We start from the raw sequence: 16793 nt of genomic DNA, 5'->3' as shown, positions 1-16793 counted from the left end.
ATATATGGGCGAGTCTGTATGGGAAGGAGAACAACAATGGATATAACTATGGATTTCATAGATGAACGATTCCGGTTTTTCATTCTTGAAACGTTTTGCGGAGGCCGCGATACGATCCGGTCGGCCGATGTGGAAGGAATTGAAACTTTGCTGCTCTCCCGCAAAGAAATTTCGAGTTTTAGAGGGTTGGAGCATTTTACCTCCCTCAAGCAATTGGATTGCTCCTACAATAAATTAAAAGAGCTGGACATCGGCCGGCTTACGAGATTAGTCGCACTGGAGTGCGCAGGAAATCAATTAACAGCTTTGAACACGAGCGGCAATCCGCATTTAGCGCAGCTGAACTGCAACTCGAATGAAATAATTGCCCTCGATCTGACGGTTAATTCGATGCTTGAAACGTTAGACTGCGGGTTTAATCGCATAAAGACGCTGGACATAAGCAAAAATGAGCGTCTGGAACAATTGATTTGTTATTGGAATATGATTTCTAAGCTGGAATTGGAACAAAACCGGCATTTACGCAAGCTAAGCTGCGGTTACAATGCTTTGTTCGCTTTGGAGCTGAACAATCACAAGGAGCTGGAGTATCTCGATTGCGGTAGCAATTACTTGATAAACCTGGACCTTTCAAGCTGTGAGAACTTGCTCGAGCTCCGCTGCAACAATAACCACCTTTCCCGCTTGGATGTGAGCGGCAATCGGGCACTGCAAAGCTTGCGCTGCTTCAACAACCACATTACAAGTCTTCCATTCGACCATCCGCATCTGGAAGAGATATACTGCTCGGAAAATAAAATTTCCGTTTTGGATACCAATCTTCTTCCCAAGCTGAAGCGTTTGGATTACACCAACAATCTCATTCGCGAGCCGGATCATACGGTTCATGGCGTTGGAACGTTTCTATACGATATGTCGATGTCGGACTACAAAGCTGCCTTGCTTTATATGGGAAAAGAGCTGGCTGTTACTGCCGGTGTAGTGACAAAAGAAGCGATGGAGCGGTTGTCTCCGCTAGTCAAGATGGCATGGGAACGCATGGAGGAACTACAGGAGCAGGCGCTTCAGAATATCGCCGAACAGCATCCCGAGGAGGATGTATCGGAGCTAGTATACAGCGAGTTATTGTTTGAGGAGGACGGTACGATTCGCCTAGGTTTTGACGCGGGCGATACGCCGGCGGGACGTCTGTATATTTATGCCGTTTATGATCGCGAGCTTGAAATGGATGAAGCCTTGGTGTATGAGACGTATTGATCGGCAACAGACCCGTGTCAACGAATACATAGGAATCGTTCCTCCGACCAAAGTCCAGTTCAAATAAAGCCCCTAGACTGTTCTTGTTCATACGGGTACTACTGTATACTGATGTCATTAAGGAAGTCGTTAAACATTCGGTATATTAAATAATTTGAACATACAGAGGTGCTTCGGGTGGACTTTTTGAAAAGCTTTGGGAAGCTGGCGGGCGATGTGACAGGTTTGGTGCTTGGAGGTACGGTGCGTGTTGCCGGCGAACTCGTAAATAGTAACTACATTAAAGAAATCGGCAATGATGTAGAAAGAGTAACGGCGAAGACGGGTGAACTGGCAGGGCAAGCGGCGAGCGGCGTCTGGGATGTAGGTGCGGGCTGGTTGACGGCGGATAAGCAGCAGGCGAGAGCAGGACTTGACGACTTTGAAGATGCTGTCCATACAACGGTCAGAGGTGTTGGCCATGGAATCGAATACGTAGTCGATAGCGGGAAAGATATGGTGACAGGGTTCAAGGAAAACGATAAGCAATTACTGAAGGATGGCGCGATGAAGCTGGGAAAAGCAGCGGCGATCACCGCGATCGGTATCGGATTGGTGGATCTCGTCGATGGCCCGGACGGAATGGATACGTCAGGTACAGTATAAAAGCAGCACAAACCAATATGATCCCCACACCCCCTATGTTAAAATGGGGGTTTTTAGTTTTTTACATTATTCAAAATCGCTATCTTGACGAAAAAAAGAAAACAAGATTATAATTCAAGTAATTGATTGAATATGGTAGAAGGGATGAAAGTGATGAGCCAAAAGCTTCCCATTCGTGCTTTCAAAGACGACTTGTACCGGCAGTTTGCCCGAATTGGGAAATGTTTGTCCAGCGATAAACGGTTGGAACTGTTGCATTTGCTATCTCAAGGACCCAAATCCGTGGAGAAAATGGCCGAGGTTACAGGGATGAGTGTGGCGAACGTTTCACGCCATCTGCAAATTTTGCTGGACGCCAATCTGGTGAAGTTTAACAAGAAGGGAACTTATGTGATCTATACGCTCGCTAGCCTTGACATCGAGGCCTTTTTGAACTCCCTTTGGCGAATCAGCGAGCTGCAGCTTGGAGACGTAGTCCGAATTAAAACCGACTTTATGAGCAGGTTTGCCGATCTGCAGACGCTCTCCCTGAATGAAGTATTAGGCAAGATGGAGGAGGGCAGCATGATTTTACTGGATGTGCGCCCGTCCGATGAATTTGAGGCCGAGCATATCCCGGGAGCGATTTCCGTTCCGATGGGGGACCTGCATCATTACCTGCAAAGTCTTCCTAAAGGAACGCAGATTGCCGCCTATTGCCGCGGCCCTTATTGCGTATTTGCGGCTGAGGCGGTGCAGCAGATGCAGCAGGAGGGGTTTACCGCTTTTGTTATGGAGGAAGGAGTATATGAATGGCGAGAATACCAGGCACAGATCCATTGAAACCGATTTACTTGGACTATAACGCCAGTACGCCGGTGGCTCCTGAGGTGTTTCAGGAAATGCTGCCGTTTTTGCAGGAGCACTACGGCAATCCTTCTTCGTCGCATTGGGCTGCGGCGACACTTCAAGAGGCGATTGAGGCAGCGAGAAGGCGTGTTGCTTCCGCTATTGGGGCGAAGCCAAGCGAAGTGATTTTTACAAGCGGAGGAACCGAAGCCAATAATTATGCCTTAAAAGGGGTTTATTATGCATCACGCCATCGCGGCGCACATATCATTACGACGGCGATTGAACACCCGGCTATTTTGAACCCTTGCGCTTTCCTGGAGACGCTTGGTGCAGAGGTAACCTACGTATCTGTCGATCGATTGGGCCGGGTCTCGCCCGATGATGTGGAGCGGGCGATTCGCAGCGATACGGTCCTGATCTCCGTCATGCACGCCAATAGCGAAGTCGGAACGCTCCAGCCGATCGAAGCAATTGCTACGATCGCCAAGCAATACGGTATTCTCCTTCATACGGATGCAGCGCAATCGTTTGGTAAAATCCCCGTTCACGTTGATTCGTTGGGTGTGGATTTATTGTCCATCGCGGGCCATAAGCTGTACGCACCCAAAGGCGTAGGAGCGCTATACGTTCGGGAAGGCACCGAGCTGACTCCGCTCGTGCATGGAGCCGGCCATGAATCCGGCAGGCGGGCGGGAACCGAAAATGTCCCTTACCTTGTCGGGCTGGGTAAAGCGGCGGAGCTGGCAGCCGGGCAAGTGCATGCCCCTGTTTTGCGGATGCTTAGGGAAACGCTGAAGGAGGGGTTGTCTGCTGCCTTTGGAAACCGCGTACAGTTTCATGGCGACCCCGAGCTGAATTTGCCGAATACGTTAAACGTCAGCTTCTTGGGAATGAATGGGCACCGCATTTTGCAGCAGTTCCCGGAAATCGCTGCCTCGACCGGATCGGCCTGCCATTCCGGCAGCACTTCCCTTTCTCCCGTGCTGCGGGCTATGGGCATCAGCGAATATGAAGGATTAGGGGCTATTCGATTCAGCTTGGGCCGGTATACGACGATGGAAGAAATCGAGACGGTCATTTCTTTATTCCAAGCGCGACTTGACGCTAACCGGTAAGATTAGCTTGTGGGTCTGTGCTATAAGGATTTGTTTCATGAGAGGGGGTTACAGCCATGTCACTAAGTACATCACCACTGGAAAAAAACATAAATAGCTTCCCAAATCCGCTGAAGGAGTACGTGGCATCCCCTGAGAAGCAGCGTTTGTTGTACAAAAGAACGCTCAGGATTATTGTCGCTTCCCAAATGTTCGGCGGGGCGGGCTTGGCCGCAGGTGTTACGGTAGGCGCACTGCTTGCCCAAGATATGCTAGGAACAGACAGCTATGCGGGTATTCCGTCCGCCCTGTTTACTTTAGGTTCCGCTGCTGCGGCGCTTTTGGTCGGTCGTTTGTCTCAGCGGCTCGGTCGCCGGGTAGGGCTGGCAGCCGGTTTTATGACTGGAGGTATTGGCGCTATTGGCGTCGTTTTGGCGGCTGTCTTCCACGCCTTACCGCTGCTCTTTATTTCCCTGCTCGTTTACGGTGCCGGCACAGCGACAAATTTGCAGGCGCGATATGCCGGTACGGATTTGGCGCTGCCAACGCAGCGGGCAAAAGCGATTAGCACGGCTATGGTCTTTACAACCTTCGGTGCGGTGGCCGGACCGAACCTGGTTACTGTTACAGGAAAGGTAGCGACCTCCGTGGGGGCTCCTGCGCTTGCGGGGCCATTCATGCTGGCTGCCGCGGCCTATTTGCTCGCCGGACTGGTTCTGCTCTTGTTCCTCCGGCCCGATCCGCTTCTGGTCGCCAAGGCCATTGCCGAGGCAGAGCGGGCCAAGGAAGGGACAAGCGGCGAGGTTGCAAAAGCAGCGGTTCCGAGCGTCCATAAGCCGGGGATTATCGTAGGGGCGACGGTGATGGTATTAACCCAAATCGTTATGGTTGCCATTATGACCATGACGCCGGTTCATATGAAGCATCACGGGCACGGACTGGGCGAGGTGGGCATCGTCATCGGCATCCATGTAGCCGCGATGTATTTGCCTTCCCTGATTACAGGCGTTCTCGTTGACAAGTTTGGCCGCACGAAAATGTCCTACGCCGCCGGCGTTACGCTGCTTTTGGCAGGGTTAGTGGCTGCGCTTGCGCCCGGCGATTCGATGGTTCTGCTCGTTCTGGCGCTGGCGCTGCTTGGTTTGGGCTGGAACTTCGGCTTAATTAGCGGAACGGCGGCGATCGTCGATGCGACACCGCCGCAAATCCGGGCGAAGACGCAAGGGACGGTGGATGTGCTGATCGCGTTGTCCGGTGCCTCCGGAGGCGTGTTGTCCGGCATGGTTGTGGCCCAGTCCAGCTACTCCACGCTTTCTTTGGCGGGAGGGTTCTTATCCTTGCTTTTGATTCCGGTTGTTCTCTGGTCGCGAAGTAAGAGGAAGGCATAGTGCCTAAAGCATAACTGGCCTCAGGCAAATATTACGAAAGGAGCAGTCGCGGCTGCTCCTTTGTTGTGTTTCTATTTTATGCGATTAGATATTAATCTAGTAAAAAATACATGGAATCTATTATTTTTCGATAATTTCCCAATTCAATTCGGCAGATCATGATTTAATAATTGGAGGAGCGCGGATTAAACAAGCTCGAGGTCGTTTACAGGGGAACAAATGTGCGGTATTATAGCTGTATGTTGGAAATTTATTCAAGCGGGGGATGCTAATTGAGCCAAAACCAGGCGGATGATATTCAAACGGAAAACAAGATGGAGGACATTACGGGAATTACTTGTATTTACGTTCCAGTGCAAGATGTCTACGAATCGGTGCAATGGTATCGGAACAATCTAGGCTGTAGACAACCTTCCAGATTTAAACCCGTTGAGCAAGGGGATGCAATTGCGATTTTGCGTTTTCCCGACCAGGAAGATAAGCTGCCTGGTGCTGGCCTGAGAACTACGGTTCCCGCTATGTTTTTGATTCAGTCGAATGCAGAAGGCGGACGGTTAGGGTTTGCCAACAATAATGGGGACCGCGTCCCAGTAGGCTGTTTCATTACGCCGCGTATACAGGAGCTATTCCAGCGCTTTAAGACAAATGGGGTGCGCATCGCAAGCGATATACCGGAAGGGCGTGAATGCGGACCCAACTTTCAGTTTTATGATTTGGACGGAAACCTGTGGGAAATTTGGCAACCTTGATTGTTATCATAGAAGTAATGAATGGACTTATGAGGGCAACTTTACATACGAAATCCAAGGAGCGAGTGTATGGAGGTAGTCAAGCATAACGATCCGATGGTCGTATTGTTCGTACAGGCAGTTCAAACGGGCAACTTGGATGAGTTGCGCCGTCTTCTGGACGAGTTTCCCGGCTTGACCTCAATGAGAGCTATAGACAACAAAGGGGGCTCTCGTACTGCTTTGCACGTGGTTACCGATTGGCCGGGATACTTCCCGAACGGTCCCGAAATTGTAAAGATGCTGATTGATGCAGGAGCGGATCCCAATGCCCCGGCTACAGGGGGAACCTTTGCGGAGACCCCCTTGCATTGGGCGGCCAGCAGTGACGATGCAGATGTTGCAGCTGCGTTAATCGACAGCGGAGCCGACATGGAAGTGGTTGGCGGCTCCATTGCTGGCGGTACTCCTTTGGACAATGCGGTCGGATATGGTTGCTGGAACGTTGCGAGACTTTTGGTACAGCGGGGCGCGCGTGTGAACAAGCTTTGGCACGCAGCAGCTCTAGGAATGATGTCTCGCGTGGAGGAGTTGATCGGCTCCGAGCCGACACCAACTAGGAATGACATTACAGAGGCTTTCTGGCAAGCATGCAGCGGAGGCCAGCGTCGTGCTGCCGAGTATCTCCTGTCCATAGGAGCCGACATCAATGGGTCCCCCGATTACACGGATCAGACGCCGCTCGATGCGGCGGGCGGTTTGGATACCCGGAGAGATACGCTAGTTTCCTGGCTTAAAAGCAAAGGTGCAATTTCCTCAAAATAACTTCATAAATCCGCACCTAAAGGCTGCCGCGAGAATACCGCCGGCAGCCTTTTCGAAGATACGCTGGAATGGAAGAGCTCCTCGCCGGGGCTAAGATTGTATCCTCAGGAGCCTTGCAAAAGAGAGTCGAGCTGCCGCCGAATGTCGTCGGGAAGGGGCTCCTGCATCAATTGACGGACGATAGGCTCCCGAAACCCCGTTTGTTTCATATGGGCAAGCAGCATGTCCGCCTTTTCCTTCCTGTTCATCAAGGCATAAGCGACATACCAGGCTTCAGGACTGCCGACCTGGATACCGTTCCATCGGGCCAGCGGAATGGACGGTATATGACATAGGCCGTCGCCGCTATAAATCGAAAATCGGCCCATGATTTCCACCTGGGGGCTCGTGCTTCGAACAATCAGCTTATATTCGGAGGCGAACGGATAATCGCCGCTCGTTATTTCTTGTACCTCGAAGTCTTGCAGGGCGGCGAGGACGTCGCCCTTCGACGTTTCGGTCATCACATCCCAGTCGCCGACCTTGTCCGCCAGCCCCAGGCTGCATAGCAATCCGCTCCCGCCCAAGGTGTAACCGATCTTGTGCCGCTCCAGCTTTTCGACCACGACAGCCAAGCTTTGAATAGATGTTTGCATATCGCTCTAATCCTCCCGTTTCCCGAAAAAAATAAAAAGTATTCGGTCATAGGTTGACCGAATACTTTGCCCAGGCGAACGGCATATGAGGCTAGGTGATTCCTCGTGGTACTCCACGTTTACGCCAGTCGCACCTAACCGAATCTATGTTTACTAACTTACCAGAAAACTCGGATGGTTTCAATCGTGACTTGAACCGAGCCCGGCGAGCCGTCTCATTTAGGAGCGCTTTTGAAGCGCCAGGCCGGGTAAAATGGAGGCAGCGGCAAGCCTGAATGCTGCTGAGCAGCAGGCTCCGGACAGCGGCGAAGCTTCGGCTTCGGGCGCAGATAAATCCGCTTGACCGCAGTACCGTTGAAATCAAGCAACGCATTATAAGCCGAGGGGAGTTCGTGTATGGGAACGGTCAGAAAAACGTTCGTTCTGCTGTTCGCTGTGTTGGTCATGCTGGGAATCGGGAAACCGGGGCAGCGTGCCGATGCGGCCTCGATTAATCGCCTTTCTATTATGGATCTGGAGACGTTCACCCAAGTGAATATGCTGATTGCGGGAAAGGGCTACTATCCCGCATTCGATTCCGACAGTGCCATCGGCACCTCGATGTATAACGTCAAATTCGAGTATACGACCAACAACGGGGCGACATGGACATCGCTGCCTTTCACAGAGTCGGGCGGGTTTTATGTGAAACATTTCCAGATGCCCATCGATCCGCAGCTCACGTCCGCCAAATTCCGGATCAGCGCCTATTTCGATCCGCTGATCGGTTCGAAAACGTACTCGGAGAAGACGATCGGACCTTTTCCCATTATGCAGCCGGCCGATCCGACCGATTTCACCGCGATCGCTAACGACGACGGTACCGTCACGCTGAAATGGATCGATAACTCGAATATGGAGTCATCTTATCTGATCACCCGCAGAGGTCCGGACGGCACGAAAACGTTCAGTGTCAAAAGCGGGAACGATCGTGTCGCACCAATCAGCTATACGGACAAAACGACCGATACGAAAAAAAGCACGCTTTATTCGTACCAGCTGTCCGCCATAGTCGATGCCTACAAGCTGCCGGATAACCTGATGCTTGCGGAGGCGTATACGCTAGTTAAAACGAAGGTGCCGATCTCGCTCCGCGACATTTACAAGATCGATTCCCCGATCATGCTGGATAAGTGGAGCCTGGAGCTGTTCAAGGACCCGAATAAAGCCGTAGTGACCGGAGTAGCGTTGAAGCAGCGCGATATCTCGCTGGCGAAAGGGCAGACCGCGCAGCTTGTTGCAATCGTATCTCCCGCCGATGCGGCTAACCCGAACGTGAAGTGGAGCAGCAGCAACAGCGCGGTGGCCGAAGTGGACGCAAACGGCAAAGTTACGGCCAAATCGGCCGGCGCAGCGAAAATTTCCGTCAAAACGGAGGTCGGCAATTTTTCCGACGTTTGCACGGTGACTGTAACCGAAGCGCCTCTTGCCGACATCGAAGGACATTGGGCCAAAGCGTGGATCGCCAAAGCGGTACAGCGGCAAATCGTGGACGGTTATGAGGACGGCACGTTTAAGCCGGATAACACGGTCACCCGGGCGGAATTTACGGTTTTACTGATGAAAGGGCTGAAGCTTGCCGACGAAGGGAAGCCGCTTGAGTTTGCGGATAAGGAGCAGATCGGCGGCTGGGCGCTCATACCGGTGCAGCAGGCGGTGAAGCTTGGTATTATCGGCGGCTACGACGATGGCACGTTCCGGCCGAATGCGAATATTACCCGTACGGAGATGATCGCGATGGTCGTACGCGCCTCCGGTTTGCCCGTAAACGAACAGGCGGGCAAAACCCGTTTCGCGGACGATGCGGATATTGCGTCGTGGGCCCGGCCGGCCGTCTCCAAGGCGGAGGAAACCGGCATTATTATCGTGGGCGGGCTTCCGGTCCAAACGTTCGGGCCGAGCACGCTGTCGACCCGGGCGGAGGCGGTGTCGTCCATCGTGGCGATGCTGGAGCTGGGGAAGTAAGATACAGGCACACAAAAAGCCGTCGGCCCAGGGACCGGCGGCTTTCCGTATTTGTTGCGGCAAAGGAATCTTATTTCAAATCGGCCACAAGCTCGGCCAGTCTGTCCCATGTTTCGGTGATGCCTTGCATCATGCCCATGTCGATAACTTTTTGCAGCGATTCCGCCGAATCGTATTGACCGCGGTTCAACAGCTTTGTCTTGCCGCCCTCGAGCTCGTGGAACTCCAGCGTGACGCGCGTGGAGGGCATGCCGCTCGCTTCGTTGCCTTCGGCGTCGGAGAAGAAGTCCACATACACGATCTTCTCGCCTTGCACGATTTCCTCGTACACCGCTTTGCCCCAGGATTCGAATCCGAAGAAGTCGCCCTGATTCTCGTCCATGCACTTCATGCAATAATGCCATACGCCGCCCGGACGAAAATCGATATTGCACACGGTCAGCGTCCAGCCACGCGGTCCCCACCAATGCTTCAGATGCTCCGCCTTGGAAAAAGCCTGAAAGACGAGCGAACGCGGCGCATCAAACACCCGTTCCAGTACAAGCTCCCGTTCGTTCTCGATTCTCGAAATCATTTGGCCTGCCGTGTTAGAAGTTGTCATTAGTAATCCTCCTCGAATGGGTTCAAGATTCGTTTTCGTTGCCGCTTTCCGTGTTCGCCTGCAATCTGCGGAGATAATCGTCCAACCGGTCATAGCGCTCGTTCCAGATGCGCCGGTACGCCTCCAGCCAGGCATCCAGCTCTTGAAAAGGCTCGGGACGCAATCTGTAGATGCGTCGGTTCGCTTCGGCGCGTTGTTCCAGGATGCCGGCGTCCAGAAGAACGCGGAGATGCTTGGATGCCTGAGGCTGACGAAGCTGGAGACGATCGGCAATTTCTCCTACGGTCAAGGGGCCGTCGCGCAGCAGCTCTACGATGTGCAGACGATTCGGCTCGGCAAGCGCACTCCATGTTGTAGTGTCCATGACTGCATAATCCCTCTCAGGTCGTTCTGGACCCGTCATGATCCGCTTCCAGTCATCTGTACTGGCTCGTTACATTCATAGTATACCCCAAAGGGAATATTCCTGTAAAGGAATATTTTAAAAAAATTTGGGAACCTGCAAAAAAACAGGCTGCGCCGCAGCCTGTTCGCGAATGTATGGAAATTGAAGACTATTTGGAAGCTTTACAAATCGACCGAATTTCGCTTCCACGGCAGCTTATCCGCATATTTCCTGATGAACCGGTACAGCGTTCGCAGAATGCTGTCCGCCCCATAGGCGACCGCTATGGCGATAAACGGGATGCTCGGGGCTCTGTACCTGTACATGCCGTCGATAAACAGGATGATGCAGAAAATGAAAATCGCCAAAAAGCTGAGCCAAATAATCGAGGTCTTCTTGAATACCCGATTGACGATCGTGGCAAGAAAGCCGATCAGGAACAGGAAGGTCGGAATCATATGGATGACGAATCGCTTGATGCCCCCGAGCGTGTGTAAATCGGTAAGCCATACCCAGCGCCCTAGGAAGGCAACCACCCGTCTCGCGTACAGGACGGCGATATGATCCCAGTTATGGACGAGAAAGCTAAGTATCAAGCTATCGGCGATATCGATCCTATAATCCGGTTTGTAGGGCATGGCCCCCGGCGTCGGCTGGTCGTATACCCAGCCCTTGGCGTAAATATTGTACAGAACGAGCTTGGCGTTATATTGCAGCGATTGGATCAAAGGAGTAAGCTTGCCGCCCAGCAGCAGGATCGCGAATACGGCAATGATCGCCGCAGCGCCGCCGCCGAGCGCATATTTATATTTGCGGATAAAGGCCATTGCTTTCCGCTTGTCCATACGAATCACCAGGTAAATCACGATGAACAGGAAGGAAAGCAGCCCGGTAGGCCGGAAAATACACATGTAAGCCGCAGTCAGGGCAAACAGCCATTTGTATGCTTTTTTATCCGATTCCAGACTTTTGAGCAGGAAATAGACGCACAGCAGAAGCAGGCTGATGAAGAAGCTGTCTGTCAAAATGTAGGTGGACCACAGCGTAATATCCCAGGAATAGGCGTAAAAAATCGAGGCGATGACGGCCGTCGTCCGGTTGAACAGCATGCGGGCGATTTTGAAGACGAGAATGACGCTTAGGCTGGCCGTTACGGTCTGGATCAGCAGGATCGTTTCGGTGTTTTTGAAAATCAGGAGCAGCAGCGTCAGCAGCGTATTATAGCCTAAATACATCAGATCGTTCATATGCGATCCGATATCGAAGTCGGAGATGAGCGACCTGGCGTAAGCGAGATACCACTGGCTGTCTGCCGAATCGGGAAATTTGCTGTTGTTTGCAAGGAAGAAGAAATATCGCAACCTGACGTATAGCGAGAGCGCTACGATCGGAAGGAAGAGGATGAAGTCGTAGTGTTTGTACTTCTGATAGAGGGCGTACATCGTTGTAGTTGACAGCTCCTGGTCGCAGGGTAAAAGTCAAAAGTAGGAATATGTCATTTTTCCATAACTATAACAAAAGCCGGTCAAGCTGACAATCCCTAAAATCGGCTTAAGGGGTTAGCTGCGATCCGCGGCCTTATGACCCCCGGGAATCGCTGTGCCGAGTCTTTACAACCGTACCGGTCCTGTATATAATGAGACCGGAATAGCATATCGGGATGTACCTGGAGGAGCCTGTCAATTGCGGCTCCTTTTTGCCATTTTTGCGCTCGCGTAAAGATGGCGGGTCTGCTAAAATCTGGCCGGCAAGGGCAAATTAAAGCATCCTTACGAATCGGGAGGCATTATGGAACTGCAGGCAATGCTCGCAATCGGTATTTTCCTCATTACGTACGGACTGATTATCGCCGAAAAAATACACCGTACGATTATCGCCATGCTGGGCGGGGTTGTGATGGTGGTACTCGGAATCGTCGATCAGGAGACGGCGATCCATCATATCGACTTTAACACACTCGGCCTGCTGATCGGCATGATGATCATGGTCAGCATAACGGCGGAAACCGGCTTGTTCAAATACGTGGCGCTTGTAGCCGCCAAGAAGGCGAAGGGAGAGCCTGTCCGGATCATGCTTTTTCTTGCGCTCATTACGGCGCTCGGCTCGGCGTTTCTCGATAATGTGACGACCGTGCTGCTCATGGTGCCGGTGACGTTCAGCATTACGAGGCAGCTAAGAGTCAATCCAATTCCGTTTCTCGTGACACAAATTATTTCCTGTAACATCGGAGGAGCGGCTACGCTGATCGGAGACCCGCCAAACATTATGATCGGCAGCGCGGTCAAGGAACTGACCTTCATGGCGTTCATCACGAACCTTGCCCCTATCGTAGCGATAGTGATGGCTGTTCACCTGCCGATATTCGTATGGCTGTACCGGAAAAAGATTCAGACTACCGACGATCTGAAGCAATCGATCATGCAGATGGACGAACATGAGGTCATTACCGACCGTAAATTGCTAATCCAATGCTTATCCGTGCTCGGCATCACGATACTGGGCTTTTTCCTTCACCAGACGTTTCATCTCGAGTCGGCGACGGTCGCCTTGGCAGGGGCGTTTCTGCTGCTTTTGCTGACGGGCGAGCATTCGATGGAAGCGGCGTTTGCCAAAGTCGAGTGGACGACGATTTTCTTTTTTGTCGGGTTGTTCGTGCTTGTCGCCGGTTTGGTGGAGACGGGGGTCATCTCGCGTCTGGCGAAGGAGGCCGTTGAATTGACCGGCGGTGAGCTTGTGGCCAGCTCGATGCTGATCCTATGGATGAGCGCGATCGCGTCGGCGTTTCTGGACAATATTCCTTTCGTGGCGACGATGATCCCAATGATACAGGAAATGGGGAGCATGGGCGTGTCCGATCTGGAACCGCTCTGGTGGAGTTTGGCGCTCGGAGCATGTCTCGGCGGCAACGGTACGTTGATCGGGGCGAGCGCCAACCTGATTGTGGCGGGATTGTCGGGAAAAGAAGGCTATCCGATCCGGTTCGTCTCGTTTTTGAAGGTTGCTTTTCCGTTAATGCTCTTATCGATCGTCATTTCAAGCGTGTATATATACCTGCGGTATTTAATGTAATAGGGAACAGGAGGGTTTACGATGAAGCTTCATTACGAATGGGATTCGGAAGTGATCCGAATCGAGGAGACGGCAAACGGAAACGATACCGAATTCACGATCGAGCTGATGGGGCAGAAGCCGCACGACGAGGCGCTGCGGCTCGTCCAGACGTATTTCGAATCGAATAAGGTACACACCGATGTGCTCTTGTATGCGTACCCCGATCATCGGTACCGGGTTATCGTCCGCAAAGATTATTACGAGGAGTTTCTGCTGGAGCTTATGAAGCATAAGCTGCTGCGGGCTCTGGAATGGAAATGAGCCGGGAGTTCGGCTTGGCCGGCCGGCTCGCCGTTCAGTAGCCGTCGATGACCCGGCCGGTCAAGGAATGGACGGTTACGATACGCGGAGAGGCAGCGTAACTCGTATCGGGAGGTAGCGATACGATATAAACGAGGGGAACGCCTTCCCGGGTCGGGAGATAGCAGGCTTCCACCCGGGCGGTCCCGGCGGCATCCGGGTTCTGCGCATAGGCGGCTGCCGCCGCTGCCGCTTCCCTGGCGGACAGGGCCGGGAACATCGGACGACGCAGCCTTTTGCGCTCCAAATCGGCATGAATGGTCCCCTCGACCCGGCGAATGACGCGGGAAGCGTCCAATTCGGCGGTAAGCGAGTCCCCGCAAACCGGCCTGCCGTACAAGTAGCGCTGCAGGCGAACGGCCACCGTGCCGGTATCCCGATGCTCTACATGTGCGACTTTCATATTTTCACGAACCTGCTTAAGCCCGTAAAGCGACTTCGCGGCTTCCGCAAATTCGAGCGTTATCCATTCCGGGGTATGACGTGAAGGCTTGCTTAGCCTCCCTTCCAGCGTTCCCGGCGTGCCGGTATCCGCGTTCCAGCTCATTCGGAGCGTATGCCCGCTCTCCTTCTCCAGCTTCTGAATGAACCGGGCTGCCGGGCCATATGCTGCGCCTGCCTCGGACGACAGATGCGGCTCCATCCACGCTAGAGCCAGAGCCGTTACCCATATCCATTTGCTTTCCCACAAGGGACTTCACCTCCTGCTTTGTTAACATTGTCTGTCAGCGGCGCGAAGTTTTATTCCTGCGCTTTTGGCCGATTACAAAAAAATATCATAATAATTTGTTCATATACTAAGAAAAAGGCAGGAAATACGTCGATATACGTCGTAAAATAAAGACTATAAGAACGAAATGGCTTATTTCGAGGAGGAATGGCAAAAATTGTATTCCTATGCGCGATCGCTTAACCGCTATGGGGTGATGGTTCGGTAAGTTGAAAAGAACGTTTACGTTCGCAATATCGCTTGCCGAATCGGCAATACTGAAGCTGGGCCTATCCAGGCGGGTGCGCCCGCGACTACGATGTATGGAGCTGTTTGATAGCGTGTACAAACTTTATAACCAATACAAGGACCGGGACTTCGTGTACTGGATCCCGCTCGTCCTGTTTACGCTCGCGGTCAAAGTCCGCTATTTCTGGCTGCTGATGAAGTCGGGGCGGGGCATTCCCGAATCCGAGGATAGCGACTGGTACATCGCTTACGCCCATTCCTTGATGACTCATTTCCGGATCGGCCTGAATATGGACGAGATCATGTATGCGGGTTACAATCTGCTGCTGACCGCGCTGCTGGCCTTATTCAAGGACCCTGTCGCCGTTGTGTTCATTCAGGTGCTGACCGCAAGCTTCAGCGTTATTCTCGTGTACAAAATCGCGAAGCTGCTGTTCAACCGGACGACTGCGGTGATCGCTTCCTTGATCTACGGGTATTCATGGGATATAACGCTGTGGTCGACGTATTTGCTGACCGACAGCTTCTTTATAAGCCTTTTGCTGCTGTGCGTGTACTTCCTGCTGCAAACGTTCGAAACCGGGAAAAAGACGTACAAATGGCTTTTTATCGCGACATCGCTGTATATGCTCGTATTTCGCCCGGCGGGCGTTATGACGCTGATGTTCGTTATGGCGTATGCGTTCATCCGGATGGACAAAACGAAGCTCGTCGCCTTTCTACGCAAATACCGCCTTCTGATCGGGGGCGTGCTCGTCGCCGGACTGGCGGTGTTCGTATTTGCGCTCGCAAGCGGCAGACTGGAGCCGCTGCTCGAATCGATGCAGCTAAACGCCAAAAAGGTGCTGTACAACATGTATGCAGAAGGCTGGATTTACGACAAGCCTTCGGGCTATGATTATCACTTTACGCCGGACTATACGATTGACATCGCGAACAGCCTCATTCTCAGCTTTTTCATTCACAACTGGGATCATATTCTGATCCTGTACGGACGAAGGTCGATCGCCTTCCTCGGCCGATGGGTGTGGGACCCGGAAGCCCGCAGCGGCATGCTAACGTACGTCAGGCATCTCGTTCCCATCGCCTTGTTCGCGGTCGGGACTGTGGCAGCCGCCGTAAACGGGCTGTTTCGGCGAGCATCGGTCATCTGGCTTGTCATTGCTGCCGTGTTCCTCTTTTGCGTGTTGTTTTTTATCGACGGACTTTACAGATATAAGGCGCCCGGTATTCCTTTCATCGCCATTGCGGTTGCATATGGAGCGGACAGAACGGTTCGGGGAATTTTCGTAGTCGCAAAAAAATATACGGGGATGCTATTATGGGACAAGGGAAAATATTGATCGTCGTTCCAGCTTACAACGAGCAAAATAACATTTTAAAAGTAATTGACGATATTCGCAGCAGCATCGATAACTGCGATATTCTCGTTGTCAACGACTGCTCCCTGGACGCCACATCGGTGACGGCCCGGAAGGCGGAGGGCGTGAAGGTCGTCGATCTGCCGTACAATCTGGGCATCGGCGGCGCCGTGCAGACCGGCTTCAAATACGCATACGCCCACGGCTATTCGTATATGGTGCAGATCGACGGGGACGGCCAGCATCTGCCGCGCGAAGTGAACAAGCTGTACGATACGCTGCTGCGAACCGGCTCGGACATGGTCATCGGCTCCAGGTTTCTAGATGTCCGCTCCTTCCGGACGACGTGGACCCGCAGGCTTGGCATCAAGGTGTTTTACGTGCTGTTCCGGCTGCTCATCCGCACGAAGGTGACGGATGGCACGTCAGGCTTCCGGCTGTACAACCGCAAATGCATCGAGCTGCTGCAAAAGCATTATTCGGACGACTACCCCGAGCCGGATGCGATTATTTTGCTCAAGAAGAACGGGCTGCGAATTAGCGAGGTAGGCGTTGAAATGAGTCGCCGCGAGCATGGCTCTTCGTCCATAACGCCGCTCAAGAGCGCTTATTATATGGCGAAGGTTACCTTGTCGATGCTCTTTTCCTGTATTCGGACTAGGTGGTGAAA

Annotated in this window: 17 protein-coding genes and 1 riboswitch; of the genes, 12 read left to right on the top strand and 5 right to left on the bottom strand. The window is 52.6% G+C overall.

Annotated features, from left to right (window positions below; translation table 11 throughout):
• Positions 1 to 36: 36 nt before the first annotated feature.
• The 7 genes from D7M11_RS23480 to D7M11_RS23450 all read left to right on the top strand — a co-directional run bounded on the left by D7M11_RS23480 (position 37) and on the right by D7M11_RS23450 (position 6768).
• Positions 37 to 1257, top strand: coding sequence for a leucine-rich repeat domain-containing protein (locus D7M11_RS23480; protein WP_120749709.1), 1221 nt, complete (start codon positions 37 to 39; stop codon positions 1255 to 1257).
• Between the two features lie 177 nt (positions 1258 to 1434).
• Complete coding sequence (locus tag D7M11_RS23475) at positions 1435 to 1902, top strand: hypothetical protein (protein WP_120749708.1); 468 nt, start codon at positions 1435 to 1437, stop codon at positions 1900 to 1902.
• A 132-nt stretch (positions 1903 to 2034) separates the two neighbouring features.
• Entirely contained in the window at positions 2035 to 2724 is a 690-nt protein-coding gene (locus D7M11_RS23470; RefSeq protein ID WP_240041278.1) for an ArsR/SmtB family transcription factor, read from the top strand.
• Complete coding sequence (locus tag D7M11_RS23465) at positions 2694 to 3848, top strand: cysteine desulfurase family protein (RefSeq protein WP_240041272.1); 1155 nt, start codon at positions 2694 to 2696, stop codon at positions 3846 to 3848. The genes D7M11_RS23470 and D7M11_RS23465 overlap by 31 nt, the downstream gene beginning before the upstream one ends.
• Positions 3849 to 3904: 56 nt before the next feature.
• Positions 3905 to 5215, top strand: a complete 1311-nt coding sequence (locus D7M11_RS23460; RefSeq protein WP_120749705.1) for an MFS transporter — start codon at positions 3905 to 3907, stop codon at positions 5213 to 5215.
• Between the two features lie 272 nt (positions 5216 to 5487).
• Entirely contained in the window at positions 5488 to 5964 is a 477-nt protein-coding gene (locus D7M11_RS23455) for a VOC family protein (protein ID WP_120749704.1), read from the top strand.
• A 69-nt stretch (positions 5965 to 6033) separates the two neighbouring features.
• A complete protein-coding gene (locus tag D7M11_RS23450; protein ID WP_120749703.1) occupies positions 6034 to 6768 on the top strand; it encodes an ankyrin repeat domain-containing protein in 735 nt (244 codons plus the stop codon).
• Positions 6769 to 6872: 104 nt separating this feature from the next.
• Here the strand turns inward: D7M11_RS23450 and D7M11_RS23445 are convergent, their stop codons facing one another.
• On the bottom strand, positions 6873 to 7403 hold the full coding sequence (locus D7M11_RS23445) for a hypothetical protein (protein WP_120749702.1): 531 nt from the start codon (positions 7401 to 7403) through the stop codon (positions 6873 to 6875).
• Positions 7404 to 7464: 61 nt separating this feature from the next.
• Positions 7465 to 7545: riboswitch (ZMP/ZTP riboswitch) on the bottom strand.
• Between the two features lie 254 nt (positions 7546 to 7799).
• Here D7M11_RS23445 and D7M11_RS23440 point away from each other — a divergent pair.
• Positions 7800 to 9407, top strand: coding sequence for an S-layer homology domain-containing protein (locus D7M11_RS23440; RefSeq protein ID WP_120749701.1), 1608 nt, complete (start codon positions 7800 to 7802; stop codon positions 9405 to 9407).
• 70 nt (positions 9408 to 9477) lie between these two features.
• Here D7M11_RS23440 and D7M11_RS23435 read toward each other — a convergent pair whose 3' ends face one another.
• The 3 genes from D7M11_RS23435 to D7M11_RS23425 form a co-directional block, all read right to left on the bottom strand.
• Positions 9478 to 10008: an SRPBCC domain-containing protein gene (locus D7M11_RS23435; RefSeq protein WP_240041271.1), complete on the bottom strand. Its 531-nt coding sequence runs from the start codon at positions 10006 to 10008 to the stop codon at positions 9478 to 9480.
• A 22-nt stretch (positions 10009 to 10030) separates the two neighbouring features.
• On the bottom strand, positions 10031 to 10372 hold the full coding sequence (locus tag D7M11_RS23430) for an ArsR/SmtB family transcription factor (RefSeq protein WP_120749700.1): 342 nt from the start codon (positions 10370 to 10372) through the stop codon (positions 10031 to 10033).
• A 203-nt stretch (positions 10373 to 10575) separates the two neighbouring features.
• The gene (locus tag D7M11_RS23425) at positions 10576 to 11835 is read right to left on the bottom strand and encodes a glycosyltransferase family 39 protein (protein ID WP_120749699.1); all 1260 of its coding nucleotides are present in this window, start codon (positions 11833 to 11835) and stop codon (positions 10576 to 10578) included.
• 346 nt (positions 11836 to 12181) lie between these two features.
• Here D7M11_RS23425 and D7M11_RS23420 point away from each other — a divergent pair, with 346 nt between their 5' ends.
• On the top strand, positions 12182 to 13462 hold the full coding sequence (locus tag D7M11_RS23420) for an ArsB/NhaD family transporter (RefSeq protein WP_120749698.1): 1281 nt from the start codon (positions 12182 to 12184) through the stop codon (positions 13460 to 13462).
• A gap of 21 nt (positions 13463 to 13483) precedes the next feature.
• The gene (locus D7M11_RS23415) at positions 13484 to 13765 is read left to right on the top strand and encodes a hypothetical protein (RefSeq protein WP_120749697.1); all 282 of its coding nucleotides are present in this window, start codon (positions 13484 to 13486) and stop codon (positions 13763 to 13765) included.
• 34 nt (positions 13766 to 13799) lie between these two features.
• Here D7M11_RS23415 and D7M11_RS23410 read toward each other — a convergent pair whose 3' ends face one another.
• Positions 13800 to 14495: a hypothetical protein gene (locus tag D7M11_RS23410; protein ID WP_120749696.1), complete on the bottom strand. Its 696-nt coding sequence runs from the start codon at positions 14493 to 14495 to the stop codon at positions 13800 to 13802.
• Positions 14496 to 14836: 341 nt separating this feature from the next.
• Here D7M11_RS23410 and D7M11_RS23405 point away from each other — a divergent pair, with 341 nt between their 5' ends.
• The gene (locus tag D7M11_RS23405; protein ID WP_120749695.1) at positions 14837 to 16105 is read left to right on the top strand and encodes a glycosyltransferase family 39 protein; all 1269 of its coding nucleotides are present in this window, start codon (positions 14837 to 14839) and stop codon (positions 16103 to 16105) included.
• A complete protein-coding gene (locus D7M11_RS23400) occupies positions 16084 to 16791 on the top strand; it encodes a glycosyltransferase family 2 protein (protein ID WP_120749694.1) in 708 nt (235 codons plus the stop codon). The genes D7M11_RS23405 and D7M11_RS23400 overlap by 22 nt, the downstream gene beginning before the upstream one ends.
• The last annotated feature ends 2 nt before the right edge of the window (positions 16792 to 16793 follow it).

Source organism: Paenibacillus ginsengarvi (assembly GCF_003626695.1).
In the GTDB taxonomy this organism is placed as follows: domain Bacteria; phylum Bacillota; class Bacilli; order Paenibacillales; family NBRC-103111; genus Paenibacillus_AB; species Paenibacillus_AB ginsengarvi.
The sequence above is the reverse complement of the archived record's forward strand: the minus strand, read 5'-3'. Positions and strand labels throughout refer to the sequence as shown.

Bases quoted from the DNA above. Each gene is read 5' to 3' on its own strand.
- D7M11_RS23440 (WP_120749701.1), top strand. From the start codon at position 7,800: ATGGGAACGGTCAGAAAAACGTTCGTTCTGCTGTTCGCTGTGTTGGTC.
- D7M11_RS23430 (WP_120749700.1), bottom strand. From the start codon at position 10,372: ATGGACACTACAACATGGAGTGCGCTTGCCGAGCCGAATCGTCTGCAC.
- D7M11_RS23425 (WP_120749699.1), bottom strand. From the start codon at position 11,835: ATGTACGCCCTCTATCAGAAGTACAAACACTACGACTTCATCCTCTTC.
- D7M11_RS23465 (WP_240041272.1), top strand. From the start codon at position 2,694: ATGGCGAGAATACCAGGCACAGATCCATTGAAACCGATTTACTTGGAC.
- D7M11_RS23470 (WP_240041278.1), top strand. From the start codon at position 2,035: ATGGTAGAAGGGATGAAAGTGATGAGCCAAAAGCTTCCCATTCGTGCT.
- D7M11_RS23480 (WP_120749709.1), top strand. From the start codon at position 37: ATGGATATAACTATGGATTTCATAGATGAACGATTCCGGTTTTTCATT.
- D7M11_RS23435 (WP_240041271.1), bottom strand. From the start codon at position 10,008: ATGACAACTTCTAACACGGCAGGCCAAATGATTTCGAGAATCGAGAAC.
- D7M11_RS23450 (WP_120749703.1), top strand. From the start codon at position 6,034: ATGGAGGTAGTCAAGCATAACGATCCGATGGTCGTATTGTTCGTACAG.
- D7M11_RS23445 (WP_120749702.1), bottom strand. From the start codon at position 7,403: ATGCAAACATCTATTCAAAGCTTGGCTGTCGTGGTCGAAAAGCTGGAG.
- D7M11_RS23405 (WP_120749695.1), top strand. From the start codon at position 14,837: ATGGAGCTGTTTGATAGCGTGTACAAACTTTATAACCAATACAAGGAC.
- D7M11_RS23460 (WP_120749705.1), top strand. From the start codon at position 3,905: ATGTCACTAAGTACATCACCACTGGAAAAAAACATAAATAGCTTCCCA.
- D7M11_RS23400 (WP_120749694.1), top strand. From the start codon at position 16,084: ATGGGACAAGGGAAAATATTGATCGTCGTTCCAGCTTACAACGAGCAA.
- D7M11_RS23420 (WP_120749698.1), top strand. From the start codon at position 12,182: ATGGAACTGCAGGCAATGCTCGCAATCGGTATTTTCCTCATTACGTAC.
- D7M11_RS23415 (WP_120749697.1), top strand. From the start codon at position 13,484: ATGAAGCTTCATTACGAATGGGATTCGGAAGTGATCCGAATCGAGGAG.